Source organism: Micromonospora sp. IBHARD003 (assembly GCF_056106285.1).
The window spans coordinates 4,951,271-4,976,613 of sequence record NZ_JBWBBX010000001.1 but is presented as its reverse complement, the minus strand read 5'-3'; the positions used below and the strand labels follow the sequence as shown (position 1 = coordinate 4,976,613).

Sequence of the window (25,343 nt, the reverse complement as noted above, 5' to 3'; positions counted from 1 at the left end):
GCCCTTCAGTGCGTGCGCGTTACAGCGCGGGAGTCAGAAGACTCGCGGGGTCACTTGACCTCGACAGCGGCACCGGCGCCCTTGAGGGCCTCGGCGGCCTTGTCAGCGGCCTCCTTGTTGACCTTCTCGAGGACCGGCTTCGGGGTGCCGTCGACGAGGTCCTTGGCCTCCTTCAGGCCCAGGGAGGTCAGCTCACGCACGACCTTGATGACCTGGATCTTCTTGTCACCGGCGCCGGTGAGGATGACGTCGAACTCGTCCTGCTCCTCGACGACCTCGGCAGCGGCCGGGGCGGCGGGGCCGGCAACGGCGACCGCGGCGGCGGCGGTGACGTCGAACTTCTCCTCGAACGCCTTCACGAACTCGGAGAGCTCGATGAGGGTCATCTCCTCGAACTGCGCGAGCAGGTCTTCCTGAGACAGCTTCGCCATGATGGGCGATCCTTCCACTAATTCGGCTGGTGCCGGGATGTACATAACGGCGGGCGTACGGCCCGCTACGACCCGCGCGCTAGGCGGCGCGGGTCAATGCGCGAGCCGAATTACTCGGCACCGCCCTGCTCGGCCTGCTTGGCGCGAAGAGCGTCCACGGTGCGGACGAGCTTCGACGGGAGCGCCTGGAAGAGCTGAGCAGTCTGCGTCTGCTTGCCCTTGAAGGCACCCGCCAGCTTGGCGAGCAGAACCTCGCGGGACTCGAGGTCCGCAAGCTTCTTGATCTCATCGGCGGACAGCGCCTTGCCGTCAAGGACACCGCCCTTGATGATGAGGTTCGGGTTCTCCTTGGCGAAGTCACGAAGACCCTTCGCCGACTCCACCGGGTCACCGGTGATGAAGGCGACCGCCGTCGGACCAGCGAACTGGTCGTCGAGTGCGGTGATCCCGGCCTCGTTGGCCGCAATCTTGGTCAGCGTGTTCTTCACCACGGCGTACTGGGCGTTCTCACCGAGTGCGCGGCGCAGCGTCTTGAGCTGAGCCACGGTGAGACCCCGGTACTCGGTCAGCACAGCGGCGTTCGAGCTACGGAACTGATCCGCGAGCTCGGCTACCGCGGCAGCCTTGTCGGGCCTTGCCATAGAGCGTCGGCCTCCTTCCGGGTGATGAGGACCGCATCGGCTGAAGGAAGGAGACTGAACAAAACGAAACGCCCCGGCGCAGGCACGGGGCGTCAGCTCGACCGGAATCCCGGGAGCTCTCATCCACAGTCACCTGCGCGGGTCGTCCGCAGCTAGCGGATCCTTCGGCCACCGTGCCCCGTACGGGGCACAGCAACGACCAGCGGTCTTTGGCTTCCGTGGCAGAGTACGGGAACCGGTGGGCGGCAGGCAAATCCGCCCGGACGGCTCAGCGCTGGGCGCTGTTCGCGCCCTTGAGCATCGCCGCGAGATCAAGGGTCTCGGCCGCCGGCGGGGCCTTGACGGTGACCGGCTTGTTGTAGTCGAGGAAGGTGATCGTCACGTCCATCGGACCCTGGTTGCCCGCCCCGCGCATACGGAACTGCTTGGTGTGGTCCTCACCGTCGATCCACATGTCCATGGTGAATTTCGTGATCCCGAGCTGCTCGTACTGCTTCAGGCTCTTCTCGCGGCGCTCCCGGGTCACGGCGTCCTTCTCCTTCAGGCTGTCGCGCACGGCGGAGAGCGGCACGGTGCCGGTGTAGTGCGTCGTCTTCACGCCCTCCACGGTCTCCGGACCGACCTTCTTGAGGTCCTTGGCGGCGGTCAGGGCCGCGGAGTCCTCCGCGGGGTTCCTGTCCGCACGGTCCCCGAGCCCGCGCAGCGGGTCCTTGCCGCCGGCGCCCTTCCCCATGGCCTTCAGGTCGAACTTGAGCCAGCTCTTGCCGTCCATCTCGGCGGCGGCCGCCTTGCCACCGTTGAGGTACATCGCGCCGTCGACAAGGCGGATCTCCACCTCGCCGCGCTCCGCGCCGCCCTTCTGCGCCATCTTCATGCTCGCCGCGAGGGGCTTGAGGCTGACGGACGCCGTCGCCTCGACCAGGCCCGCCTGGGGGATCTGCCCCTTCATCCGGTACGAGACAGAGGTCAGCTTCTCGTTCTTGTCGGCCGCGCGCTTCACGAACGCCGCCGGAGTGACCTCCGTCGGCTTCTGCGGCTGCTTCTGCTGCTGCGCGGCCTTGCGGTCGCCGGCGGGCTTGTCCTCGCCGGTGCAGGCGGCCGTGCCGCACAGCAGCGCAGCGGTGATGACGACCCCGGCAGCCTTCCGCTGCATCTGACGCATGTTCCCCCCCAGGTGGTACGCACCGATCAATCAGGTGGTACGAATCGATCAAACCTTCGCAAGACTACCGTTCGGTAGTCATGCTGTCTCACCAAAAAACAACCGGCCCCGCGCCTCGGAAGAGGCGCGGGGCCGGTGCACAGCCGGTGAGCCGGTCAGGCTCAGACCGCGGCCGGGTCCTCCTCGACGAGGAGGTTCCGGGTGCGGTTGGAGTCCAGCGGGATGCCGGGGCCCATGGTGGTGGTCAGGGTCGCCTTCTTGATGTAGCGGCCCTTCGCGGCGGACGGCTTCAGACGGAGGATCTCCTCCAGCGCCGCGGCGTAGTTCTCCACCAGCTTGGTCTCGTCGAAGGAGACCTTGCCGATGATGAAGTGCAGGTTCGAGTGCTTGTCGACGCGGAACTCGATCTTGCCGCCCTTGATGTCGTTGACAGCCTTGGCGACGTCCATGGTCACGGTGCCGGTCTTGGGGTTCGGCATCAGACCACGGGGACCGAGCACACGGCCGAGGCGGCCGACCTTGCCCATGAGGTCCGGGGTGGCGACGACGGCGTCGAAGTCCAGACGGCCCTTCGAAACCTCGTCGATCAGTTCGTCGGAGCCGACGATGTCGGCGCCCGCGGCTTCCGCGGCCGCAGCACGGTCACCGGTCGCGAAGACCAGGACCCGGGCGGTCTTGCCGGTGCCGTGCGGAAGGTTCACGGTGCCACGGACCATCTGGTCGGCCTTGCGCGGGTCAACGCCCAGGCGGAAGGCGACCTCGACGGTGCCGTCGAACTTGGTGGTGGCGGTGTCCTTCGCAAGACGGACGGCCTCGAGCGGGGCGTAGTTACGCTCCCGGTCGATCTGGGCGTCCGCGTTGCGGAGAGCCTTGCTGCGCTTCACTTCTTCTCCTGTGGGAGTAACACCATGCGGCTCCGCCGCACGGCAGGTGTGGAGTCGTGGTGCGGACCAGCGCGGGCCCTACCACTGAGGTCTTACGGGGACTGTCAGCCCTCGACCGTGATGCCCATGGAACGGGCGGTGCCGGCGATGATCTTCTCGGCGGCGTCCAGGTCGTTGGCGTTCAGGTCGGGCATCTTGGTGGTGGCGATCTCGCGGACCTGGTCGCGCGTCAGCTTGGCGACCTTGGTCTTGTGCGGCTCGCCGGAGCCCTTGTCCACACCCGCGGCCTTGAGGATCATCCTCGACGCCGGCGGGGTCTTGGTGATGAAGGTGAAGGAACGGTCCTCGTAGACCGTGATCTCCACCGGGATCACCCAGCCACGCTGCGACTCGGTGGCCGCGTTGTAGGCCTTGCAGAACTCCATGATGTTGACGCCGTGCTGACCCAGTGCCGGGCCGACCGGCGGAGCCGGGTTGGCCGCACCGGCCTGGATCTGGAGCTTGATCAGCCCCGTGACCTTCTTCTTCTTGGGAGGCATTGCTCTCTCCGGGTCCTAGTGAGAGTTATCCGCCTTCCACCCGATCATCCGGATGGAGGCATACCGCACAACGATAACGGGTATGGCTGCGCGGTGAAAAACCGACAGGTCAGAACGCTCCGCACGGCGGGAAAACCCCCCGGGCGAGACCGTTCTGACCTGGTCGGAAACCTGTGAGCCCCGAGGGCTCGGTCAGTTCTTCTGGATCTGGTCGAAGCTCAGCTCGACCGGGGTCTCCCGGCCGAAGATCTCGACCAGGCCCTTGACCTTCTTGGAGTCGGCGTTGATCTCGTTGATCGTCGCCTGCAGGGTGGCGAACGGACCGTCGGTGACGGTGACCGAGTCGCCGACCTCGAAGTCCAGCACCTGGACCTCGACCTTGCGGGCCGGAGCCGGCTTGCCCTCGGCCTCGGCGGCCTCGCGGGCGGCCTTCTCCTCGGCCTCCGGGGCGAGCATCTTGACGATCTCGTCCAGGGTCAGCGGGTACGGGTCGTAGGCGTTGCCCACGAAGCCGGTGACACCCGGGGTGTTGCGCACGACGCCCCAGGACTCGTTCGTCAGGTCCATGCGGACGAGCACATAGCCGGGCAGCTTGTTCTGCCGGACGTTCTTGCGCTCACCGTTCTTGATCTGGACGATCTCTTCCTCGGGGACCTCGGCCTGGTAGATGAATTCCTCGACGTTCAGCGAGACGGCGCGCTGCTCCAGGTTGGCCTTCACGCGCTTCTCGTAGCCCGCGTAGGTGTGGATCACGTACCACTCGCCGGGCAGACCGCGCAGCTCGTCGCGGAGAGCGGCGACGGGGTCGACGGGAGCCTCGGGCTCGGCCTCGGCGACGGTCTCCGCCTCGTCGGCCTCGTCCTCGTAGACGGACTCCGCCTCGTCGGCCTCGTCCTCGTCCACCTCTGCGACCGCGTCGGCCTCGTCCTCGACGTGGACCGCGGCCTCCTCGGCAGGCTCGCCCGCCGCGGCGTCCGCAGCTTCCGCCTGGTCCGGGTCCACAGCGTCCGCCGCCTCGACGATGTCGAGCTCGTCCTCAGCGGACTCGTCTACGCGCGGCTCAACGGCGTCGTTCAGGTTCGGGTCAGACACGGTGGCTGCTTCTTCCTGGATACAGATGGGTGGAACATGCGAAAAGGCGCCGACTGAGGCGCCCTCCCGCCCGATCAGCCGAAGACGTACTTCACGGCTTCCTGGAGGCCATAGTCGATCACAGTCACAAGGCCGATCATGACGACGACGAAGACGATCACCACAGTGGTGTACGTCGTCAGCTGGCTGCGAGTGGGCCAGACGACCTTGCGCAGCTCGGCGATGATCTGGCGGTAGAACAGCGCGAGGCGCCCGAGGGGGCCCTTCTTTCCGCGCTTGCCGCCCTTCCGGGACTTCTTCCGGGCCTCGAGTGCCTCATCCTCGGCATCAGGCATGTCGATGGAGCCCACGGCGTCCGTCACGTCTCTCACCTGATTCCGGGTCATGGCCGTGCCGCGCCCGGTTGAGCCGCACGGCGGTGCATTCACGTACGTACATGCGCACACATCCTGGCGAAGGTGTGTGTAGCAGGGCCGGAGGGACTTGAACCCCCAACCGCTGGTTTTGGAGACCAGTGCTCTACCAATTGAGCTACGACCCTTTGTGGTTCCCCACAAACCTACCCCATCGGAGGAGGTGGTCGGTGAGGGCCAACGAGCCAAGAGTGTACGTGGTCAGATGCCGTGCGTCGAACAGATAGCGCTTCGGTGGTCTCTGTCCGTGTTCTGTCAGCGTCCTGTCAGTCTTCCGTCAGCCTCTGCGTCGCCCGCCCGCCCAGTGGTCCGCCGGCGGTCCGCCGGTCCCTTCCGGGAGTTCCCGCAGCCGGCCGCAGGCCGGGGCCCGTGAGGTTCACCCGGCGTTCCGGCGGAGTCCGTGTGACCGGATGCGACCGGACCCGTACGAATCCGGTCCGCTCTGCGAAACCCTTGTGCCCGGGTCAGGCGGGGTCTGGGACGATGGGGCGCATGAGCGCTGCAACCCCTCCCACCGAGCGCCGGGTCTCCGCCCGTATCGGCGCGATCTCCGAGTCCGCGACCCTCGCCGTCGACGCCAAGGCCAAGGCCCTCAAGGCCGCCGGCCGTCCGGTGATCGGCTTCGGCGCGGGCGAGCCCGACTTCCCGACGCCCGACTACATCGTCGACGCCGCCATCGAGGCATGCAGGAACCCCAAGTACCACCGCTACACGCCGGCGGGGGGCCTGCCCGAGCTGAAGAAGGCCATCGCCGAGAAGACCCTGCGTGACTCCGGGTACGAGGTCGACCCCGCCCAGGTGCTGGTGACCAACGGCGGCAAGCAGGCGATCTACGAGGCCTTCGCGGCGATCCTGGACCCGGGTGACGAGGTCATCGTCCCGGCGCCGTACTGGACCACGTACCCCGAGTCGATCCGGCTCGCGGGCGGTGTCCCGGTGGAGGTCGTCGCCGACGAGACCACCGGCTACCGGGTCTCGGTCGAACAGCTGGAGGCGGCCCGCACGGAGAAGACCAAGGTCGTCCTCTTCGTGTCCCCGTCCAACCCGACCGGCGCGGTCTACAGCGCGGCGGACACCGAGGCGATCGCCCGCTGGGCGCTCGAGCACGGCCTGTGGGTGCTGACCGACGAGATCTACGAGCACCTCGTCTACGGCGACGCGACGTTCACCTCGATCCCGGCCGTGGTGCCCGAGCTGCGCGACAAGTGCATCGTCGTGAACGGCGTGGCGAAGACGTACGCCATGACCGGCTGGCGGGTGGGCTGGATCGTGGGCCCCAAGGACGTCGTCAAGGCCGCGACCAACCTGCAGTCGCACGCCACCTCCAACGTCTCGAACGTGGCGCAGGTCGCCGCGCTCGCCGCGGTCTCCGGCGACCTGGACGCGGTCGCGACCATGCGCGAGGCCTTCGACCGCCGCCGCCAGACCATCGTGCGGATGCTCAACGAGATCGACGGCGTGATGTGCCCGGAGCCGGAGGGCGCCTTCTACGCGTACCCGTCCGTGAAGGGCCTGCTGGGCAAGGAGATCCGCGGCAAGCGTCCGGAGACCTCCGTGGAGCTCGCCGCGCTGATCCTGGAGGAGGCCGAGGTCGCGGTCGTCCCGGGCGAGGCCTTCGGCACCCCGGGCTATCTGCGGCTGTCGTACGCGCTGGGCGACGAGGACCTGGTCGAGGGTGTCTCGCGGATGCAGAAGCTGCTCGCCGAGGCACGGGACTGAGGTTCCGCTTCGGTCGCGGCATCGTCGCAGAACGGGTCTCCGGCTCCGGCCGGGGGCCCGTTCCTGCGTTCGGGCAAGGTCCCGATCGGGGAAAGGGGGTGCCTCGGACGGGGGGCGTGCGGCAGGATCTTTCAATGGAGCGCGTTCGAGACCTCAGCCTGCTGCCCAAGGCCCATCTGCATCTGCACTTCACCGGCTCGATGCGGCCCGCCACCCTCCTCGAACTCGCCGACAAGTACGGCGTGCACCTCCCGGAGGCGCTGACCGGCGGCGAACCGCCGAAGCTCCGGGCGACGGACGAGCGCGGCTGGTTCCGTTTCCAGCGGCTGTACGACCTCGCGCGATCGTGTCTGCGCGAGCCCGAGGACATCCGGCGGCTGGTGCGGGAGGCCGCCGAGGAGGACGTCAGGGACGGTTCCGGCTGGCTGGAGATCCAGGTGGACCCGACGTCGTACGCGCCGATGCTGGGCGGGCTGATCCCGGCGCTGGAGATCATCCTGGACGCGGTGGAGAGCGCGTCGCGCGACACCGGCCTCGGTATGCGGGTGCTGGTCGCCGCCAACCGGATGAAGCATCCCCTGGACGCCCGCACGCTGGCACGGCTCGCGGTGCGGTACGTGGACCGGGGCGTCGTCGGCTTCGGGCTGTCCAACGACGAGCGGCGCGGTATGGCGCGGGACTTCGACCGGGCGTTCGCGATCGCCAGGGAGGGCGGTCTGCTGGCGGCACCGCACGGGGGCGAGCTGACCGGGCCCTCGTCCGTGCGCGACTGTCTGGACGATCTGCGGGCCTCGCGGATCGGCCACGGCGTGCGGGCGGCGGAGGATCCCCGGCTGCTGCGGAAGCTGGCCGAGCGGGGGGTGACGTGCGAGGTGTGCCCGGCGTCGAACGTGGCACTCGGCGTCTACGAGAAGCCTGCGGACGTGCCCCTGCGGACGCTGTGGGACGCCGGCGTCCCCATGGCGCTGGGCGCGGACGACCCGCTCCTGTTCGGCTCCCGGCTGGCGGCGCAGTACGAGATCGCCCGGCACCACCACGGCTTCACGGACGCGGAGCTGGCCGAGCTGGCCCGCCAGTCGGTGCGGGCCTCGGCCGCGTCGGAGACCTTCAGGGACAAGCTGCTGTCGGGGATCGACGACTGGCTGGCCGGCCCGGAGGCCTGACGCGGCGGCGGGCGGATACACCCGGCCGACCCGCGCTGTGGCTTCTCAGAGGCTGACGCCGACCGTCACCGGCTCGTTGACGAGGGTGACCCCGAAGACGTCCCTGACCCCTGCGACGACCTCGCGGGCGAGCGCCAGCAGGTCCTCGGTGGTGGCCCCGCCCCGGTTGGTCAGCGCCAGGGTGTGCTTGGTGGAGATACGCGCGCGGCCGTCGCCGTACCCCTTGACGAAGCCCGCCTTGTCGATGAGCCAGGCCGCCGAGGTCTTGGTGTGCCCGTCCCCCGCGGGGTAGGCGGGCGGTGTGACGTCGGCCCCGAGGCGCTCGCGGACCCGGCCGACGAAGGTCTCGTACTCGGCCGCCGTCAGGATCGGGTTGGTGAAGAAGGAACCGGCCGACCAGGTGTCGTGGTCCTCGGGATCCAGGACCATGCCCTTGCTCGCACGCAGCTTCAGGACCGTCTCGCGCGCGGCCGCCGCCGGGACCCGCTCACCCGGCCCGACGCCGAGGGCGCGCGCCGTCTCGGCGTACTTGATCGGCGCGGACAGACCGCCCGCGTCCTCCAGCTCGAACCGCACGCGCAGCACGACATAGCGGCTGGGGTCCGCCTTGAAGCGACTGTGGCGGTAGGCGAAGCCGCAATCGGCGTTCGGGAGGGTGACGGTCTCACCGCTGCGCCGGTCGTACGCCACGACGTCGGTGATGGTGCTGGAGACCTCCTGGCCGTACGCCCCCACGTTCTGGATCGGCGTGGCGCCGGCCGAGCCGGGGATGCCCGCCAGGCACTCGATACCGGCAAGTCCGGCCTCCACGGTGCGGGCCACGGCGTCGGTCCACACCTCGCCCGCGGCCAGCTCCAGCGTGGTGCCGTCCAGGTGGAAGCCCGTGGTGGCGATGCGCAGGGCCGTACCGTCGAAGCCCTTGTCCCCGATCACCAGGTTGCTCCCGCCGCCGATCAGCAGCAGGGGCGTCCCGGAGGCGTCGGCTTCGCGGACGGCGGCGACCACCTCGTCGTCGGTGGTGGCCGTGACCAGACGGGTGGCCGGGCCGCCCAGGCGGAAGGTGGTCAGCGGGGCGAGGGGCGCGTCATGGAGTTCCTGCACGGGCACAAGAGTACGGTCCGGGCCCAAGGGGCCCGGACCGCAGGCGGGGGTTCAGACGGCCGCGCGGTCCCTGGGGGCGGAAGCTGCGGGAGCCGCGTCCACGGTCTCGCGGGGGGTGTCCGCCGCCGCCCGGTGGCGCGGGACGAGCAGGGCCAGCGCCGCTCCCACCGCGATCGCCGCCGCTCCGATCCACAGCGCCGGGACCGTGCCGTCGGTGAACGCTTCGGCGGACTGGAAGCCGCCCTGTGCGGAGAAGACGGAGGAGAGGATCGCCACACCCAGCGCTCCGCCGACCTCGCGGAAGGCGTTGTTGGCGCCGGAGGCGATGCCCTGCTCGGCGGGGCGGACGCTGGACATGACGAGGCTGGCCGCGGGGGCGAAGTACAGCGCCATGCCGATACCGCTGATGATGAGCGCCGGCAGCTGGGCCGCGTACGAGACGCCGGGCTCCATGATCAGTGCGAAGTACCCGAGTCCCAGGGCCTGGAGCGCGAGCCCGGTGACGACGACGGGTCGCCCACCGATCCGGTCGGAGAGGAAGCCCGCGATCGGTGCGACGATCATGGGCATGCCCGTCCAGGGGAGCATCCGCAGCCCGGCCTCGGTGGGCGAGTAGCCGACGATGGACTGCATGAACTGGCTCAGCAGGAAGATCGAGCCGAACATGCCGAGGAACATCAGCAGGCTCGCGATGTTGATGCCGAAGAACCCGCGGTCACGGAAGAGCCGCATGGGCAGCATGGGGTGCTTGCCCTTGATCCCGTGCAGGATGAACGCGCCGGTCAGCACCCCGCCCGCGATCAGTCCGGTCAGCACGCGTCCGTTGGTCCAGCCGTACGACGGCGTGCTGACCAGGGCGTAGACGATGCCGAAAAGTCCGGTGCTGATGAGAACCGTGCCGACCCAGTCGAGCCGTGCCCCGGGACCGTGCGACTCGGCCAGGCGCAGCCGCGCCAGAGGCAGCAGGGCCAGTCCGACGGGGACGTTCAGCCAGAAGATCCACTGCCAGGACAGGTGCTCGGTGAGGCTGCCGCCGATGAGCGGACCGCTGGCGACGGCCAGACCGGTGACCGCCCCGAAGATGCCCAGAGCCGTGCCACGCCGTGCGGCGGGCACGGCGGCCGTGAGGAGCGTGAGGGTGAGCGGCATCATGACCGCGGCGCCGACGCCCTGCAGCGCACGGGCGGCGATCAGCGTGTCTATGCCGGGTGAGAGGGCGGCCGCGGCGGATGCGGCGGTGAAGACCGCGAGCCCGCCCATGAACAGCCTCCGGCGGCCGAAGCGGTCCCCGAGCGCCGCGCCGAACATCAGCAGGACGGCGAACGTCAGGGTGTACGCGTTGACGGTCCATTCCAGGTCCGCGAGGACGCCGCCGAGGTCCGCGCGGATGGAGGGCAGTGCGGTGGTGACGACGAGATTGTCGAGGGCCGCCATGAAGCCGGCGACGCTGGTGATGACGAGGGCCCAGGCGGCTGAGCCGCTTCCGCGGGCCGTCTTCTGCTTCATGGCGGTCTCCCCTGTGTGGATGTTGATGAGCTACTGGTTAGTTATTGATGACTAACTTTTCTGGACACACGAAGGCGTCGTGCCGGCACTTCCGCACTTCCCGGCACTACGAGTCCTGCCGCTCCGGGCGCCGCGCAACGGCGTAGAAGCCTTCCCAGACACGGTGACCGGCAGGAAACCCCATCGCGACCAGCGTGTTGATGAGCATTCCGTACGCCATGAACCGAGTCGTCTCGTCCCCGTCGGCGCCGAGCGGGAGGTGGACGGCGTCCCAGAGCTCCAGCCACGCGGCACGCAGCGCCTCACCGAACTCGCGATCGCCCGCCGCCTCCGCTGCGGCCACGGCGACATAGGTCTGCATCTGCATCAGCAGGCGTTCGGGGTGCTCGTCGATGATCCGGGTGTACGCACCGGCCATGGCATGCACGGCCTCGTCACCTTCGAGCCCCTCGCCCGCCTCCTCGAACACCCGGCGCATATCCGCCATGCAACGCTCGGCCGCGGCGAGGAAGATGGCCTTCTTTCCCGGGAAGAGCCGGAAGAGATACGGCTGGGAGACACCCACCCGCCTGGCGATCGCCTCGGTGGACGTGCCGCGGTAGCCGCCGTGCGCGAACTCGATCATCGCCGCACTGATGACGCTCTCGCGCCGCTCGTCTGCACTCATCCGAACCATACAGAGAAAGTTAGTACTCAATCACTAACTTTGCCAGGGGCTCGACGCAGCTGCCGCGAGGCGTGCGATGCAGGTGCCGCGCCCCGGCCCGGCAAGGAGCGAGGGCAAGGGCGAGGGGCGAAAAGCGAGGGGGCGCGCACCCTGTACGGGCCGCGCCCCGCGCCGACACGCCTCGCCACGGGGTCGCGGCGTCAGGCGAGCCGCACCACCGCCCGCGACATCCCCAGGACCTTCTGCCCCGCCGACATCGCCGTCAGATCGATCCGCACCTGATGGTCGTCGAGCTTTGCCGCGACCTTGGCGCTGACCTCGACGACCGCGCCTTCGTCGTCATCCGGCACGACGACGGGCTTGGTGAACCGCACGCCGTACTCGACGACCGCGCCGGGGTCGCCCACCCAGTCCGTCACCACGCGCGCCGCCTCGGCCATGGTGAACATGCCGTGCGCGATGACGTCCGGCAGTCCGACCTCCTTGGCGAACCGCTCGTTCCAGTGGATCGGGTTGAAGTCACCGGAGGCGCCCGCGTACCGCACCAGCGTGGCCCGGGTCACCGGGAAGCTCTGCGCCGGCAGCTCGGTGCCGACCTCGACGTCCGCGTATGCGATCTTCGCCGTCATCTCGTCAGGCCTCCTCGGCGGCGCGCGCCACCAGCTTGGTCCATGCGGTCACGACGAGCTCGCCCGCCTCGTCGTGCACCTCGCCGCGGATGTCCAGGATGTCGTTGCCCGCGAGGGACTTGATCGCCTCGATGGTCGAGGTGACCGCGAGCCGGTCTCCCGCCCGCACCGGGCGCCGGTAGGCGAATTTCTGGTCACCGTGCACCACACGGCTGTAATCCAGGCCCAGTTGCGGATCGGCGACGACCTGCCCGGCAGCCTTGAAAGTGATCGCGAAAACGAATGTCGGCGGGGCGATCACATCGCCATGGCCGAGATGCTTGGCCGCGTCGGGATCGGTGTAGACGGGATTCGTGTCGCCCACCGCCTCCGCGAACTCCCTGATCTTCTCCCGGCCGACCTCGTACGGCTCGGTGGGCGGATAGGTCCGCCCGACGAAGGACTGGTCGAGCGCCATGGACTCGCTACCTCCTGTGTTTCCTACTTGCAAGAACAGTGCCGCACACGGGGAGCCGGGTGCCTCCCCGGCACGGAGCACCGTGCGAACTCGGCGACAAACGACACGAGGCCGCCCCCGTGGTGGGGGCGGCCTCGTGATCGAGCCTGATTCAGCGCGTCTCGCGGTGCGCGGTGTGCGCGTTGCAACGAGGGCAGTGCTTCTTCATCTCAAGACGGTCCGGGTTGTTGCGCCGGTTCTTCTTGGTGATGTAGTTCCGCTCCTTGCACTCCACGCAGGCCAGCGTGATCTTCGGGCGGACGTCGGTGGCAGCCACGTGAGTGCTCCTTGGACGGACGGTTGGACTTGCATTGCGTGCGTCCCCCAGACCATGAGCCATGGGGGCGCATAAAAGAGTAGCCGATCGGAGGACCGACCCCACAATCGGCTACTGTGTGTAGCGGTGACCGGACTTGAACCGGTGACACAGCGATTATGAGCCGCTTGCTCTACCGACTGAGCTACACCGCTTCGATGCCGGATTCACCTCGCCCGAAGGCGAGGATCTTCCAACATCAGAGCCCCAATACGGAATCGAACCGTAGACCTTCTCCTTACCATGGAGACGCTCTGCCGACTGAGCTATTGGGGCGAGCGATGAAGACATTACACGGTCGGCCACCGATCGCCCAAATCCGTTTACAGGCGATGTTCTGGCACCCCCGGGACCGCGCTGACGACGCGTGTGCGACGTCCCGGGAGCCGCCCGTCGACGCCGGGACGCCGCCCGTACGGCGCACCGTCACGTCCGTCCCGTAGGCCACTCGTGGTCACACCGGTACGACTATTGCGCTCCTCCTCGAAGCAGCGTGCGCACCCCCCTAGGCTCGAACGACGCCGGGTGATCTTCATCGTCCGCAGGCCGGTCCCGGTCACGGTCCGGGCCGCTCGTCCCCCGCCCCTCAGGAGCGCGATGCCCGACAGCCAGGCGCAGCCACCCGACGGAGCCACCACCGACACCACCGCGCTGCTCCTGTGCGGTGCTCGCCTCACGGACGGCCGTACGGTCGACGTACGGCTCAGCGGCGGCCGTATCGAAGCCGTCGGCACCGCCGGAAGTCTCACCGCGCCCCCGAAGGCGCACTCCGCGCGCGTGGATCTGAACGGCTTCCTGCTCCTGCCCGCCCCCGCCGAGCCGCACGCCCACGGGGACACCGCGCTCACCGCGCCGTCGCCCGACGGACCGGTGTCCCGGGCCGTCGAGGAGGTCCAGCGGCGCGCCACCGAGGCCGCACTGCTGCAGCTCGGGCACGGCGCGACGGCGCTGCGCTCGCACGTACGGATCGGGGACGTGCAGGGCCTCGATCCCCTGGAGGCCGTACTGCACGCCCGCCGTTCGCTGCGCGGACTGGCCGAGCTCACCACCGTCGCCGTGCCGAGGCTGCTCACGGGCGTGGCCGGAGCAGACGGCCTGGCGGTGCTGCACGACGCGATGAAGATGGGCGCGTCCGTGGTCGGCGGCTGCCCGGACCTGGACCCGGACCCGGCCGGCTACACCGAGACGGTGCTCGAGGTCGCCGCGGAACACGGCTGCCCCGTGGACCTGCACACCGACGGCGGCGACCCCGCCCGGCTGGCCCGCCTCGCGGCCATGGCCGGCGGCCTGCGGCAGGAAGTCTCGATCGGCCCCTGCGCGGGCCTCGCGCGGCTGCCGGCCGAGGTCGCCTCGCGTACCGCCGACCAGCTCGCCGCGAGCGGGGTCACCGTGGTCTGCCTCCCGCAGGGCGGCTGCACCGGTGCCGAGCTGCGGGGCACCGCCCCGGCCCGGCTGCTGCGCGCCGCCGGGGTGCGGGTCGCGGCGGGCAGCGGCGCCATGCGCGACGCGGCGAACCCGGTGGGGCGCGGGGATCCGCTGGAGGCGGCGTTCCTGCTGGCCTCACAGGGCAGGATGCGCATCACGGACGCGTACGACGCCGTCAGCACGGCCGCGCGAAGGGCCATGGGGCTGCCCGAGGTGCGGGTCGAGGCGGGCTTCCCTGCCGAACTGCTCGCCGTGCGCGGCCAGGAGCTGGCCGGCGTCCTGTCACTCGCGTACAGCCGGATCGTGGTGCACCGGGGACGGGTGGTGGCGCGGACCAGCGCGGTGCGGGAGTACTGCGACTCGGCCGCGGCCTTCGCGCTCGAACTGCCGCGCCAGGGGCGGCCGGATCCGGGGCCCTGACGTCCGGCCCGGGCGGCCGTAGCGCTCGGCCCCGCCGCGAGCGTCCCGCCGACGACCGGCGTACGGTCGGGAGCATGCGCATTGTCATTGCGGGAGGACACGGTCAGATCGCGCTGCGCCTGGAGCGGCTGCTCTCGGTGCGGGGACACGAGGTCGCGGGCATCATCCGCACACCCGAACAGGGCGACGATCTCCGGTCGTCCGGAGCCGAACCGGTCTTCCTGGACCTGGAGTCGGCCTCGGTGGAGCAGGTGGCGGCGGTGCTCCAGGGAGCGGACGCGGCGGTGTTCGCCGCGGGCGCCGGTCCCGGCAGCGGCCCGGGCCGCAAGGAGACGGTGGACAAGGGCGCCGCGGTGCTCTTCGCCGACGCCGCGGAGCGGGCCGGCGCACGGCGGTTCCTCGTCGTCTCCTCGATGGGCGCCGACCCCGATCACCGGGGCGACGACGTCTTCGACGTCTATCTGCGGGCGAAGGGCGCCGCCGACGCCTACGTACGCGGAAAGACCGGACTGGACTGGACGATCCTGCGGCCCGGGATGCTGACGAACGACGCGGGGACGGGCCTGGTGCGGCTGGAGGCCGGAACCGGGCGGGGCCCCGTGCCGCGCGACGATGTCGCCGCGGTGCTCGCGGAGCTCGTCGAGACCCCGGCGACGGCCGGGCTGACGCTCGAACTGGTCGGCGGATCCGTGCCGGTCGCGGTCGCGGTGAAGGCCGTCGCGGGCAACTGAGTCCGGTGCCGCCCCGGCGCCGGTCGACGCGTCCGGCCGCCGTCTCCTGTCGAAGCGATGGACGCCCCCCCGAGGCCCTGAGAGGTCCGATGGAACCGCAGCCCCGCCCCATCGTCGTCGAGCGCCCCGAGCAGGTCTACGTGGGCGTCAGACGGTCCGTGCGCATGGACGCCTTCGACGTCGTCGCCGACCGCCTGCCCGAGATCTTCGGCTGGCTGGCCTCCTACGGCACCGATCCGACCGGGCCCCCCTTCTTCCGCTTCTACACGGTCGACGTGGAGGGCGAGTCCAAGGTGGAGGCGGGCGTTCCCGTCGTCTCCGCCCCCGAGCCCGAGGGTGACATCATCGTGGGGGTGCTGCCCGCCGGGCGCTATGCGGCACTCCTCCACCGCGGCCATCCCGGCCGTCTGCCGGAGAGCATCTCGCGGCTGACGGACTGGGCCGCGGCCGAGGGCCTGGAGTGGGATCTGATCGTCGATCCCGACGGTGTCGAGCGCTGGGGCTGCCGCGTCGAGACCTACCTCACGGACCCCCGGGTCGAGCCCGACATGGCCAACTGGGAGATCGAGCTGGCCTTCCGGCTGACCGACTGACGCGGCTGACGCGGGATACCCGGCTGACCCGGGATACCCGACACCGCGCACAAGGTCCTTCCCGGCGGCGGCGTTTCGTCGGCGAGGGGCGGTCGGGGGGCGGGAGCTACTTCACGCGGACCAGGGTCGCGTAGACGACCAGATTGCCCAGGTAACCCGTGGACTTCCGGTAGGTGCCGCCGCACGTGACGATCCGCAACTGGGGCCTGGCCCCGCTGCCGTAGACCTTCTTGCTCGGGAACGCGCGCTTGGCGTACACCTCGACGGCGTCGACGGAGAACACCGCTGTGCGCCGGTCCTGGCGGGTGATCTCGATCGTGCTTTTCTTGCGCAGAGCGCCGAGCGAGTAGAAGACGGCCCGCCCGGTGGGGGTGTCCACATGACCGGCCACGATGGCCGCGCCGGCCTCACCGGGCGCGGGCCCGCGCGCGTACCAGCCGGCCAGACCGGCCTTGTCGGCCGGCGGCAGTTGGAGCGCTCCCTTCGTGTCCAGCGCGAGCTTCGTCATCGGGGCGTTGACGCGGATGGAGGGGATGCGCAGCCGGACCGGCACGGAACGGGGAGGCGTTCGCGCCGCGCGGTGGAGCGCGGCGCGCTCGTGCGGCGATCCGGGCAGCTTCCCCCCGGCTCCGGGGAAGGCCGGGCCGTGCGCCGCCTGGTCGGCCGACGGTTGCGGGGCACCCTCACCGCTCACCCCGCGGGCCAGCAGCCACGTACCGAGCGGGATGAGGACGAGGAAGTACCTGGGCGAGAGCACAACCGCGCGTCGCAGGCGAGTTGCCGCGTCCCGTCCCCGGTGTGCGGACTTCGGGGGTTTCTGATGGATCTCCGCGGAGGAAGGAGCGGCGTCCGGTGCGTGCTCTCGGGGTGCCGGCTGGAAGCCCTCGTACTGGATGTACTTGGGCTTTCGGCCGGTGCGGCGAGAGTGAGGGCCGGGCGTCGCGACGCCGCGGAGATCCATCAGAAACCCCCTAGGTCCGGTCGGGTCGGAAGGGCGTCCCCCGGCGGCGCGGGGCCGCCGCTCAGGCGGAACCGCTGCCGGCACGACGCCGCATCACGATCACGCCGATGGCCGTGGCACCGGCGAGCAGCGCGGAGCCGGCGACGACCTCCGTGCCGTTCAGCCCGTTCGCTCCGCCGAACCCGCCGTGCACCGCGCCGTCCGGGCGCCTGGCGACCTCGTACCTGGCCTCGACGAGGGTGCCCGGCGGACATTTGACGGTGATGTCGTAAACACCGTCCTCGGCGTCGTCGGGGACGGTGAAGTCGCCCGCGAGCTCGCCCTGGTAGCCCGTTTCGGTCAGATTGATCTGCCCCGCGTACTCCGCCTGCCCCTTGGCATACCGCACATCGTCGCCGCAGACGCCGGTGCTGACCGTGATCGTCGATCCCGGGAACGCCACGTCCGGGCTCACGTTGATCTCGGAGTCATCGACGGCGGTCGCGACGGCCGGGACTCCGCAGGCGATCGCTGCCACGGCGCCGACGACGAGAACACGTGCACTGCGCATGACTGACCAGCCTCCGACGAGCGGGCGGCGGGAGTCGGTGTCCCGGCATGGGCACCACGCTCAAGGGGCCAGAAAATCAGCTCGTATGACTAAATGAATGGAATGACACGATGTCAGGGCAGCAGTGCATCGGCGTGCCGGGGCGTCCTCGCAGGTCGCAGTGGCTGCGATAGGCCCAATGACGGAACGCCGGGGACGCGCGGCAATCGAGTGGTGTCGCGCGTACCCCGGGCGTGGCGGCAGTCGCGTGTGTCGCGCGCGCCGGACATGGCGGCGGGCGGAGCTGCGAGCATGTGCCGCATGCGTGGCGGCGGGCCGGCCCGTTCCCCCGGGTGCCGGGCCGGACCCGTTCTCCGTCAGGTGCCCGGCTTGCGGCCGTACACGAAGACGTCGTCTCCATTACGGAGCAGGCTCCAGTACTTGGCTGCATCGGTCTTGGTCATGTTGACGCAGCCGTGCGAGCCGGGAGGCGCCCAGACGCTGACGCCGACCGAGTGGAAGGCCTGACCGCCGTCGAAGAACTGGCTGTACGGCATCGGCACGTTGTAGATCGTGGAGACGTGGTTGATGTGCCGCCAGTAGATCTTCTTCAGACCGGTGCGGGTCTCATAGCCGTCGCGGCCGGTCCGCACGGGGACCGGCCCGTACACCAGCTTCGAACCGTCCTGGATCCAGCTCAGCTGAAGGGTCAGGTTGACGCAGGCGATACGGCCCTTGTTCGTCGGGCACGCACCGGACTTGTTCGGAGTCTTCCCGACCGCCTTCTGCTTGTTCATGAGGTCCATGACGCCCCAGGTGACGGGACCCGCGAACCCGGCGTTCGGGCTTATCGAGTGCTTCGTCTGGAATGCCTGGATCGCCTTGCAGTCGGCAGGAGACTGCTTCCCGTCCACCGGCCGGCCGAGGAACTTCTCGACCTGCTTCTGGTACGGCCCGGTCTGGGTGGTGCACGAAACCGCCTGCGCGGGCGTGGCCCCCATGGCCAGAGTGAGCGGGGCCACCAGGGTGGTGATCCCGAGTGCGACGATTCCTCGTCTGCGTATGTCCCCCACGGTGGTCGACTCCTTCTGCGCGTGGTGTGAGTTACGCCTGGTAGACGCCTCGGGGCGAGAGGCAGTTGCGCATCGGAAAGGGACAGTTCCGTAACAGTCGCTCGTGGCGGGTCAGGGCACCGCGTACGTACCGGCGCTCTCGGCCTTCGCCGGCCGTAACGAGGTCTGGCGGGGGGCGACGCTGGAAAGGGTGCGGCCCCGCCCCCCTGGATTTCACCTGGTGGGGGCGGGGCCGCTGCCGTTGACGATCGGCTACCACCGACGATCGACTACCACTGACGATCGGCTGCCGTCGAAGGACAGTCGCCGTCAACGGTCGGGTTCCGTCGTCGGAGGGCTTCCGCCATCGGCGGGTGAGACGGAAGGTCAGCCCTCGGCGTTCTGGCGGCGGCGCCACCGGACCAGGGCTCCACCGGCGACCGCCAGCGCGGCCGCGACGGCGGCCATCATGCCGATCTGGGTACCGGTGTCGGCCAGGCCACCACCGCCAGCGCTGTTGTCCTTGGGCGGCAGCGGAGTGCTGCTGCCGTTCGGTGCGGGGCTGTTGCCCGGCTCGGGAGTGTGGCCGGCCGGAGGAGTGGCCGGGTCGGTCGGCTCCCCGGTGGGGGTCGGCTTCGGAGTCGGGGCGGGACCGCTGTCGATCTGCCCGGAGCCGTTGCCGCCGAGGAGTGCGGTGTTGGTGTCGCGGTAGGCGACCTCGGTCTTCACCGAAGTCTTGGTGGTGGTGTCCAGGCGCGGGTTCTCCGTGGTGAAGCGGGCCTTGCTGATGTTGCGCTTCGGCGCCTTGGAGAAGTCGACACCGCCCGCGATGCAGGTCTTGTTCTGACCGTTCATCTCGCACGGGTAGGTGTAGTCGCCCTTGGTGTAGGACGTCATGTAGTCGTCCCAGGTCTTGCGCGGCGTCCAGCTCTTGTTGTCGTCGCGCAGCGGCCACCGGTCGGCCTTGTTGCTGTTGATGACCGTCCGGAAGTCGGTGACGTGGTTCCGGTCCTGCTGGCGGATGTACTCGGCCGCCACGCGGGAGCTGTAGACACGGCGCAGGTCGGAGTAGGCCGGAGCCGTGTTGACCTTCTTCTCGACGTCAGGGATGACGTACTGGTCGACGAGCTTCTGGGAGGTCCGGACCTGGGCCTCGGTCAGCTTGCAGGCGCCGTTGGGGCCGGGGAAGTCGACCTTCTGCGGCTCGGACTGGACCTTGAGCGGCGCGTCCAGGATGTAGATGCCGCCGTCGTCGAAGCGGACCTTGGCGGTGTTGGGAGTGATCCACAGGCGCAGCTGGTGGCCACAGGGGACTCCCGCGGCCTGCATGGCATCCCAGTACTGCTTGCCGATGCCCTTACGCGGGTCCATGTCCCTGGCGAAGTCGTGCTTCATCTCCAGGTCCGCCTGGAGCAGCACACGACCGGCGTCGGTCTTTCCGAACGCCTTGTCCATGATCTTGTCGGGCTGGTCCGGGTTGAGGTTGACCCAGAACTTGTCCGGTGTCAGGGCGAGCCAGGTGAACAGGGCGTCGGAGGCGAGCTGCAGCTTGGCCTTGCCGCCCCAACCGGGGTTGTTTTCCGGGTCCTTGGCGAAGTCGGCCTTGAAGGAGTAGTCCAGGCCCTTCCCCTTGACGGGGTTGCCGACGTACTGCAGTTCCAGCGTGGAGAAGTCGATACCACCGGGCCCTCCACGACCGAAGACGCCGTTGCCGTTGTAGCGGGCGTAGTCGTGCTGGATCCTGCGCGCCTCGCCGGGTGTGGACCCGGAGCGGAAGGCCGCGTCGTTGATCGGGCCGACGGAGCCGACCCGGCGGGGGTCGGGGTTCATGATCGGGTTGTAGCGGGTGTACTGGTTCGGCCGCCAGCGAGGGGCTCCGGTGGAGCGGTGCTCCCGGACGGTGGCCTGGGGGCGCCCTGGTGTGTTGCGCTCCTTCTCCAGTTGCTCGTTGAGTTTGGCGTACTGCTCGACCGTGCCCTTCCGGGTCGCGGTGCCGGTGATCAGCCGCAGCTTGTGGTCCCGGTACTCCGGCATCCGCATGACGTGCCGGTCATGACGGAGCTGCTTGGCGATGTGATAGCCGGGCGACTTGAACTCGACCAGCTCCTTGGTCTTGGCGTTGTAGGCGTCGTACCTGCGGACGGCCTGCTTGTTGCCGTCCATGACCGGCTTGCCGTTCTTGTCGTAGACCGGCACTTCCTTCTGGCAGATCCAGTCCGGCCCGACGAGCTTGAAGTCACGGACGACCTTGGCCTCGAAGCCGTCGCCCTTGAGCCGGTTGGCCTCGTTGCCGATCAGTCGCTGGTCCAGCCAGGTGCCCCAGTCCTTCTTGCCCGAGGGCTTCTTGAGCTGGACGTTGTAGCGGGCGTAGATCTCCAGGACCCGGTACTTGGTGTCGCCGGTCTTCTCGTTGAGCTTCTTCCACTTCTGAACGTCCTTGTCGGTGTCCCCGGCGAGGTCGCTCTGCGCCTGGCTGGGCGGCTTCAGCCCGTCGAAGGCGTGGGAAGGGTTTTCGAACCAGTAGTCGTCCCACTGGTTTTCCGGACGCTGAGTGAAGGGCGCGTTCTTTCCCGGGATGCCGCGGGCCCCGTCGGGGTTGTACTTCTTGCCCAGCCACTTCTCGTCGCACCGGATGGCTCCGGGCGCGGCATCGGCCTGGCCCTGGAAAGCGGGCAGGCCCGTGATCAGCAGCCCGGTGACGGCGGCTACGGCGAAGCAGGCCGCCAACCGTCCGCGTACGCGTGCTCGTATGGACGTACTCATGTGTGTCCCTCGTCTGGGGGCAGGGACAGAGGTGTGGACGGCGCGCCCCCGTGACATGTCACCGCCAAGCTCACCTTAAGGGTCCCCAAGTCGGCCGTCACAAGGGTTGATTGCTGTGGCGTGTTGCAACTCAAGTGCACCGTCGGATAGTTCGAGTCACCGTCGGTGGCCCTCTCTACAGTGACGGTCATGGACGTGAGGATCGAAGAGTGCACAGAGCATCCGGAGTTGCTCGCCTGGCTGCGGGAGAGGGCCGACGGGTTTCCTCAATGGGCAGGGGAGATCGGTACACCGGAACGCTGGGACTTCTCTCCTGAGTCGCTGGACGCGCTGGAGGACGTGGTGCGGGCGCGGTTCGCGGACGAGGAGGACGTCCTGGCGGCGAAGGGCGGCGCCTTCGTGCACGGGGCGACCTGGTACATCGGCGAGGTGATGAGGCGCGACCGCCCGGAGTTGACGTGGGCGTACGACCCGACGCCTCCGACCCGCCGGGCGCCGCTGTCGTTCTTCGACCCGGACACGCGCGTGGTGGTCGACACCCCGTTCCTGGGGCTCCCCGGTTCGGTGGACGGCGAGTGGTCGTACCCCATGGGTGCGCTGACCGAGTTGTACGCCACGGTGGACGAGTTCGACGAGCCGATGGACTGGCATATGCGCCGGATGCTGGGCGATGAGGACCACGACGACGAGTTCGGCGACGAGGACGACCACTGAAGTCCACTGCCGGAGAGGACTGCTGGAGGGCACTGCTGAAGGGCACTGCTCGAGGCGTGCGGCTCTCAGCAGCGCCCTCCGCGGACGTCGGGGCCCGCCGGGCTCCGGTACTCGTGCGCGTCAGCGCGTGCTGCTCGTCAGTGGACGGCGAAGTTCGTCGGTGCTGGTGTGGGTGTGGGCGCAGGTACGGGTGCCAGTGCGGGTGCGGGTGCCGGTGCGCACCGAGGGGGTCCCCTTGACGGCCGCGTCCGCACATCAGGGGTCGATCCCCCATGCTGCGGCCTCGCGCCCCCTGACAGATTCGTCGCCGAAGTCGCCACAAGGCGACGGATCAACGGGAGGAGCACACGGTCGAATGCAGGAATTTCCAGCTTCGCGGAGACGGAACATGCGCATGCCTGCCCTGTCTGTCACCGTCGCGGTGGTGGCCGCGACAATTGCGGGAGTAGCTCCCGCCGCTGCCGCCCCTACGGCCAGCATCATCAACCTGGAGGCTGGTGGCGGTCGCCACCACAGTTTCGCGACGGTGACCTATGAGCACGTCGACGGCGCGGTGAACTCGGTCAAGATCCTCTCGGTGGAGGCCATCGCCGGCGAGCGCGACTGCGTCTGGGTGGAGTGGAACGACCCGGATGACGACGGGGACGGTTGGACCCACCTCAACACCGAGCCTCCGTGTAACGGTGGCGGCCTCCTGGAGACGCCCAACCTGATCATCGAGGCGCCGAAGGGCCATCCGCTCAAGGTGCGCTTGGCCGCCTACCACGGCTCCGAGCTGTTCCACAAGGACATCGGAAAGCTCTAGCTGTTCTGTCCGGATAGCGCGGCGACACCGGACCGCCGGAGGTGATCCGGTGTCGCCGCGCTACCGGGTGCACTCGCTCCTGGGCAGGTGTTGAACGAAACGGCCGCCGGACCGGCTCGCAGGCCAGATGAATCTTGTTCGTCCAGCCGCCGCGAGTACGGCCCAGGCGGCCCAGGCCGTGATCGTCGGGATCGGTGCGGATACCACCGGCGGCTCCATCTCGCGGCTACCGCCGCGCGGGGCACAGCCACAGCCGGTGAGCCCGGCAGTTCATGGAGACACTGACGAACTGGCGAACTGAGGACGAGCGGGGGTCCTGCCCCACACATGCCTCACGCGCAGTGGTCAGCACATGGAATCCGGTGAGGCAGGCCGGGATGCACCCCATACCCCGGACCTCGACCTGCCCGGAAACCAAACGGCCCCTGATCGCGTTTCCGCAGATCAGGGGTCGTTTCATCGCGTGGCGGCGCCAGGATTCGAACCTGGGTAGGCTAAGCCGACGGATTTACAGTCCGCTCCCATTGGCCACTCGGGCACACCGCCATGGGATCGTCGCCGGAGTGTCCGCTTTTCGGCGGTGCTCCGTGGCAACGACGTAAACGATACCTGATGCTCGGGGGTGCTTCGCCACCGGATTGATCAGCGCCTGGGCAGGGTCGGGGTGACTAGGCTTGCCACAGCGGTCCGGTAGCCCGGCCGCCTGTTCACGCACCCGATTCGCCCCCGACTTCAAGGAGCCACAGCACATGGCCGACTCCAGTTTCGACATCGTCTCGAAGGTCGAGCGGCAGGAGGTCGACAACGCCCTCAACCAGGCCGCCAAGGAGATCTCGCAGCGCTACGACTTCAAGAACGTCGGCGCGTCGATCTCCTGGTCCGGCGACAAGATCCTGATGCAGGCGAACTCCGAGGAACGGGTGAACGCCATCCTCGATGTCTTCCAGTCCAAGCTGATCAAGCGGGGCATCTCGCTGAAGGCTCTGGACGCGGGCGAGCCGCAGCTGTCCGGCAAGGAGTACAAGATCTTCGCCACGATCGAGGAGGGCATCTCCCAGGAGAACGCCAAGAAGGTCGCGAAGATCATCCGCGATGAAGGCCCGAAGGGTATCAAGGCGCAGGTGCAGGGCGACGAGCTGCGGGTCAGCTCGAAGAGCCGGGACGATCTGCAGACCGTGATCGCGCTGCTGAAGGGCCAGGACTTCGACTTCGCCCTGCAGTTCGTGAACTACCGCTGAACCGGTCGGCGGGCGGTCCCGGCCTTCCGGGGTGGAGGTCGGTCCCGGCCACTCCGCCCCCGCCGAATGTGGTGTCCGATAACCGCCAGCCCGGCTCCGCCCACGGGACCAGACTCGGAAGCTGCGAGACCGGTACGAGGAGAGGACGGAGCCATGACCGTGTACACGGAAGTCGACAGCCCGCTGGGTGAGCTGCTGCTGGTCGGCGAGGAGTCCGCCACCGCCGCGGGTGGTGCGGCCCTGGTGTCGCTCTCCCTGCCCGGGCAGAAGGGCGCGGCGGTCGTGAAGGACGGCTGGCGGCGTGTGCCGGAGGCGTTCAGCGAGATCGCCGGACAGCTGCGCGCGTACTTCGCCGGCGAGCTGACGCGCTTCACGATCGAGTACGCCGAGGCGGACGGCGCGGGTACCGCCTTCCAGCGGCGTGTCTGGCGGACCCTGGAAGAGATTCCGTACGGACGGACCGTGACGTACGGGCAGATCGCCGAGCGGGTCGGTTCGACGGGTGCCGGTGTACGGGCGGTGGGGACCGCGATCGGGCGGAATCCGCTGCTCGTCGTGCGGCCCTGCCACCGGGTGATCGGCGCCGACGGCGCCTTGCGCGGCTATGCGGGCGGCCTCGAGCGCAAGGAGAGGCTGCTCGGTCTGGAAGGCGCGCTGGCCCCATGACGTCCGGGCTGTTCCCGAAGGAGCGGGCCGAGGTGGCCCCTGGGGCGGTGCATGTGCCCGGGTGGCTGCCGCCGGCCCGCCAGCGGGAACTCGTCGACGCGTGCCGCCGCTGGGCCCACGGGCCGGTGCCGATCCGGCACACCAGGCTGCCGCGTGGCGGGGTGATGTCCGTGCAGACCGTGTGCCTGGGCTGGCACTGGCAGCCGTACCGCTATACGCGTACGGCCGACGACGTGAACGGCGCCCCGGTCGCCCCGTTGCCCAACTGGCTGGTGGCCTGGGGCCGCGAGGCGCTGGCCGATGCCTACGGGAAGAGCCTGCCGGGTCGGACCGGGTGCGGTGTGACGGACGAGCCGTACACACCGGACACCGCCCTGATCAACTTCTATGACGGTGACGCCCGGATGGGCATGCACCAGGACAAGGACGAGCGATCCGGTGCGCCGGTGGTGTCCTTGAGCATCGGCGACATCTGTCTCTTCCGCTTCGGGAACACCGAAACCCGTGGACGGCCCTATACCGATGTGGAGCTGGCCTCCGGCGATCTCTTCGTCTTCGGCGGAGCTTCACGTTTCGCCTATCACGGAGTGCCGAAGGTGTATCCCGGCACGGCCGATCCGGCTCTGGGCCTGCGGGGCAGGTTGAACATCACCCTGCGCGAGACCGGGATCGAGGGCTGACCCTGTC

General features: G+C 69.1%; 27 protein-coding genes and 4 tRNA genes. 10 read left to right on the top strand and 21 right to left on the bottom strand.

Features of this window, described 5'->3' with window-relative positions:
* Positions 1 to 50 precede the first annotated feature (50 nt).
* The 8 genes from rplL to ACTWOL_RS22155 all read right to left on the bottom strand — a co-directional run bounded on the left by rplL (position 51) and on the right by ACTWOL_RS22155 (position 5,290).
* Positions 51 to 431, bottom strand: a complete 381-nt coding sequence (gene rplL, locus ACTWOL_RS22190) for a 50S ribosomal protein L7/L12 (RefSeq protein WP_474298502.1) — start codon at positions 429 to 431, stop codon at positions 51 to 53.
* 110 nt (positions 432 to 541) lie between these two features.
* Positions 542 to 1,072, bottom strand: coding sequence for a 50S ribosomal protein L10 (rplJ, locus tag ACTWOL_RS22185; RefSeq protein WP_474298501.1), 531 nt, complete (start codon positions 1,070 to 1,072; stop codon positions 542 to 544).
* Between the two features lie 268 nt (positions 1,073 to 1,340).
* Positions 1,341 to 2,225: an SCO4651 family lipoprotein gene (locus ACTWOL_RS22180; protein ID WP_474298500.1), complete on the bottom strand. Its 885-nt coding sequence runs from the start codon at positions 2,223 to 2,225 to the stop codon at positions 1,341 to 1,343.
* A gap of 170 nt (positions 2,226 to 2,395) precedes the next feature.
* On the bottom strand, positions 2,396 to 3,118 hold the full coding sequence (gene rplA, locus ACTWOL_RS22175) for a 50S ribosomal protein L1 (RefSeq protein WP_474298499.1): 723 nt from the start codon (positions 3,116 to 3,118) through the stop codon (positions 2,396 to 2,398).
* A 104-nt stretch (positions 3,119 to 3,222) separates the two neighbouring features.
* Positions 3,223 to 3,657 (bottom strand): 50S ribosomal protein L11, encoded by a 435-nt coding sequence (gene rplK, locus ACTWOL_RS22170; RefSeq protein WP_473173456.1) that lies wholly within the window; start codon positions 3,655 to 3,657, stop codon positions 3,223 to 3,225.
* Between the two features lie 192 nt (positions 3,658 to 3,849).
* Positions 3,850 to 4,560, bottom strand: coding sequence for a transcription termination/antitermination protein NusG (gene nusG / locus ACTWOL_RS22165; RefSeq protein ID WP_474301233.1), 711 nt, complete (start codon positions 4,558 to 4,560; stop codon positions 3,850 to 3,852).
* A 263-nt stretch (positions 4,561 to 4,823) separates the two neighbouring features.
* Positions 4,824 to 5,111 (bottom strand): preprotein translocase subunit SecE, encoded by a 288-nt coding sequence (secE, locus tag ACTWOL_RS22160; protein WP_474298498.1) that lies wholly within the window; start codon positions 5,109 to 5,111, stop codon positions 4,824 to 4,826.
* A gap of 106 nt (positions 5,112 to 5,217) precedes the next feature.
* Positions 5,218 to 5,290 (bottom strand) — tRNA-Trp (locus ACTWOL_RS22155).
* Between the two features lie 364 nt (positions 5,291 to 5,654).
* Here ACTWOL_RS22155 and ACTWOL_RS22150 point away from each other — a divergent pair.
* Together ACTWOL_RS22150 and ACTWOL_RS22145 are read left to right on the top strand one after the other, a co-directional pair.
* The gene (locus tag ACTWOL_RS22150) at positions 5,655 to 6,881 is read left to right on the top strand and encodes a pyridoxal phosphate-dependent aminotransferase (protein WP_474298496.1); all 1,227 of its coding nucleotides are present in this window, start codon (positions 5,655 to 5,657) and stop codon (positions 6,879 to 6,881) included.
* Positions 6,882 to 7,015: 134 nt separating this feature from the next.
* Positions 7,016 to 8,044, top strand: coding sequence for an adenosine deaminase (locus ACTWOL_RS22145; RefSeq protein WP_474298495.1), 1,029 nt, complete (start codon positions 7,016 to 7,018; stop codon positions 8,042 to 8,044).
* Positions 8,045 to 8,089: 45 nt separating this feature from the next.
* Here ACTWOL_RS22145 and ACTWOL_RS22140 read toward each other — a convergent pair whose 3' ends face one another.
* The 8 genes from ACTWOL_RS22140 to ACTWOL_RS22105 all read right to left on the bottom strand — a co-directional run bounded on the left by ACTWOL_RS22140 (position 8,090) and on the right by ACTWOL_RS22105 (position 13,035).
* Positions 8,090 to 9,151, bottom strand: coding sequence for a UDP-N-acetylmuramate dehydrogenase (locus ACTWOL_RS22140; protein WP_474298494.1), 1,062 nt, complete (start codon positions 9,149 to 9,151; stop codon positions 8,090 to 8,092).
* Between the two features lie 45 nt (positions 9,152 to 9,196).
* The gene (locus ACTWOL_RS22135) at positions 9,197 to 10,651 is read right to left on the bottom strand and encodes a DHA2 family efflux MFS transporter permease subunit (protein ID WP_474298493.1); all 1,455 of its coding nucleotides are present in this window, start codon (positions 10,649 to 10,651) and stop codon (positions 9,197 to 9,199) included.
* A 106-nt stretch (positions 10,652 to 10,757) separates the two neighbouring features.
* The gene (locus tag ACTWOL_RS22130) at positions 10,758 to 11,318 is read right to left on the bottom strand and encodes a TetR/AcrR family transcriptional regulator (RefSeq protein ID WP_474298492.1); all 561 of its coding nucleotides are present in this window, start codon (positions 11,316 to 11,318) and stop codon (positions 10,758 to 10,760) included.
* A 200-nt stretch (positions 11,319 to 11,518) separates the two neighbouring features.
* Positions 11,519 to 11,947, bottom strand: coding sequence for a MaoC family dehydratase (locus tag ACTWOL_RS22125; RefSeq protein ID WP_474298491.1), 429 nt, complete (start codon positions 11,945 to 11,947; stop codon positions 11,519 to 11,521).
* A 4-nt stretch (positions 11,948 to 11,951) separates the two neighbouring features.
* Positions 11,952 to 12,404 carry an FAS1-like dehydratase domain-containing protein gene (locus ACTWOL_RS22120; protein ID WP_474298490.1) on the bottom strand — a complete coding sequence of 151 codons (453 nt, stop codon included), beginning with the start codon at positions 12,402 to 12,404 and terminating at the stop codon, positions 11,952 to 11,954.
* Between the two features lie 151 nt (positions 12,405 to 12,555).
* On the bottom strand, positions 12,556 to 12,720 hold the full coding sequence (gene rpmG, locus ACTWOL_RS22115; RefSeq protein ID WP_003948671.1) for a 50S ribosomal protein L33: 165 nt from the start codon (positions 12,718 to 12,720) through the stop codon (positions 12,556 to 12,558).
* Positions 12,721 to 12,841: 121 nt separating this feature from the next.
* A tRNA-Met gene (locus ACTWOL_RS22110) sits at positions 12,842 to 12,914 on the bottom strand.
* Between the two features lie 48 nt (positions 12,915 to 12,962).
* A tRNA-Thr gene (locus ACTWOL_RS22105) sits at positions 12,963 to 13,035 on the bottom strand.
* A gap of 321 nt (positions 13,036 to 13,356) precedes the next feature.
* On the opposite strand from ACTWOL_RS22105, the gene ACTWOL_RS22100 reads away from it, so the two are divergent.
* The 3 genes from ACTWOL_RS22100 to ACTWOL_RS22090 all read left to right on the top strand — a co-directional run bounded on the left by ACTWOL_RS22100 (position 13,357) and on the right by ACTWOL_RS22090 (position 15,928).
* Positions 13,357 to 14,604, top strand: a complete 1,248-nt coding sequence (locus tag ACTWOL_RS22100) for an amidohydrolase family protein (protein ID WP_474298489.1) — start codon at positions 13,357 to 13,359, stop codon at positions 14,602 to 14,604.
* 74 nt (positions 14,605 to 14,678) lie between these two features.
* Positions 14,679 to 15,335: an SDR family oxidoreductase gene (locus ACTWOL_RS22095; RefSeq protein ID WP_474298488.1), complete on the top strand. Its 657-nt coding sequence runs from the start codon at positions 14,679 to 14,681 to the stop codon at positions 15,333 to 15,335.
* An 89-nt stretch (positions 15,336 to 15,424) separates the two neighbouring features.
* Complete coding sequence (locus ACTWOL_RS22090) at positions 15,425 to 15,928, top strand: GyrI-like domain-containing protein (RefSeq protein ID WP_474298487.1); 504 nt, start codon at positions 15,425 to 15,427, stop codon at positions 15,926 to 15,928.
* 106 nt (positions 15,929 to 16,034) lie between these two features.
* Here ACTWOL_RS22090 and ACTWOL_RS22085 read toward each other — a convergent pair whose 3' ends face one another.
* From ACTWOL_RS22085 to ACTWOL_RS22070, 4 genes are all read right to left on the bottom strand, one after another.
* A complete protein-coding gene (locus tag ACTWOL_RS22085) occupies positions 16,035 to 16,889 on the bottom strand; it encodes a class F sortase (RefSeq protein ID WP_474298486.1) in 855 nt (284 codons plus the stop codon).
* Positions 16,890 to 16,950: 61 nt separating this feature from the next.
* Positions 16,951 to 17,439 (bottom strand): hypothetical protein, encoded by a 489-nt coding sequence (locus tag ACTWOL_RS22080; RefSeq protein ID WP_474298485.1) that lies wholly within the window; start codon positions 17,437 to 17,439, stop codon positions 16,951 to 16,953.
* 356 nt (positions 17,440 to 17,795) lie between these two features.
* Positions 17,796 to 18,491, bottom strand: coding sequence for a L,D-transpeptidase family protein (locus tag ACTWOL_RS22075; protein WP_474298484.1), 696 nt, complete (start codon positions 18,489 to 18,491; stop codon positions 17,796 to 17,798).
* A 366-nt stretch (positions 18,492 to 18,857) separates the two neighbouring features.
* Positions 18,858 to 21,233, bottom strand: a complete 2,376-nt coding sequence (locus tag ACTWOL_RS22070; RefSeq protein ID WP_474298483.1) for a hypothetical protein — start codon at positions 21,231 to 21,233, stop codon at positions 18,858 to 18,860.
* A 189-nt stretch (positions 21,234 to 21,422) separates the two neighbouring features.
* Between ACTWOL_RS22070 and ACTWOL_RS22065 the strand changes: the two genes are divergently transcribed.
* A complete protein-coding gene (locus tag ACTWOL_RS22065; protein WP_474298482.1) occupies positions 21,423 to 21,947 on the top strand; it encodes a hypothetical protein in 525 nt (174 codons plus the stop codon).
* Positions 21,948 to 22,341: 394 nt separating this feature from the next.
* A complete protein-coding gene (locus ACTWOL_RS22060; protein ID WP_474298481.1) occupies positions 22,342 to 22,752 on the top strand; it encodes a hypothetical protein in 411 nt (136 codons plus the stop codon).
* Positions 22,753 to 23,216: 464 nt separating this feature from the next.
* On the opposite strand, the gene ACTWOL_RS22055 is transcribed toward ACTWOL_RS22060, so the two are convergent.
* A tRNA-Tyr gene (locus ACTWOL_RS22055) sits at positions 23,217 to 23,298 on the bottom strand.
* Positions 23,299 to 23,501: 203 nt separating this feature from the next.
* Here ACTWOL_RS22055 and ACTWOL_RS22050 point away from each other — a divergent pair.
* The 3 genes from ACTWOL_RS22050 (at position 23,502) to ACTWOL_RS22040 (ending at position 25,336) form a co-directional block, all read left to right on the top strand.
* Complete coding sequence (locus ACTWOL_RS22050; RefSeq protein WP_474298480.1) at positions 23,502 to 23,990, top strand: YajQ family cyclic di-GMP-binding protein; 489 nt, start codon at positions 23,502 to 23,504, stop codon at positions 23,988 to 23,990.
* A 153-nt stretch (positions 23,991 to 24,143) separates the two neighbouring features.
* The gene (locus ACTWOL_RS22045; RefSeq protein ID WP_474298479.1) at positions 24,144 to 24,656 is read left to right on the top strand and encodes a methylated-DNA--[protein]-cysteine S-methyltransferase; all 513 of its coding nucleotides are present in this window, start codon (positions 24,144 to 24,146) and stop codon (positions 24,654 to 24,656) included.
* Positions 24,653 to 25,336: an alpha-ketoglutarate-dependent dioxygenase AlkB family protein gene (locus tag ACTWOL_RS22040; RefSeq protein ID WP_474298478.1), complete on the top strand. Its 684-nt coding sequence runs from the start codon at positions 24,653 to 24,655 to the stop codon at positions 25,334 to 25,336. The genes ACTWOL_RS22045 and ACTWOL_RS22040 overlap by 4 nt, the downstream gene beginning before the upstream one ends.
* Positions 25,337 to 25,343: the final 7 nt, after the last annotated feature.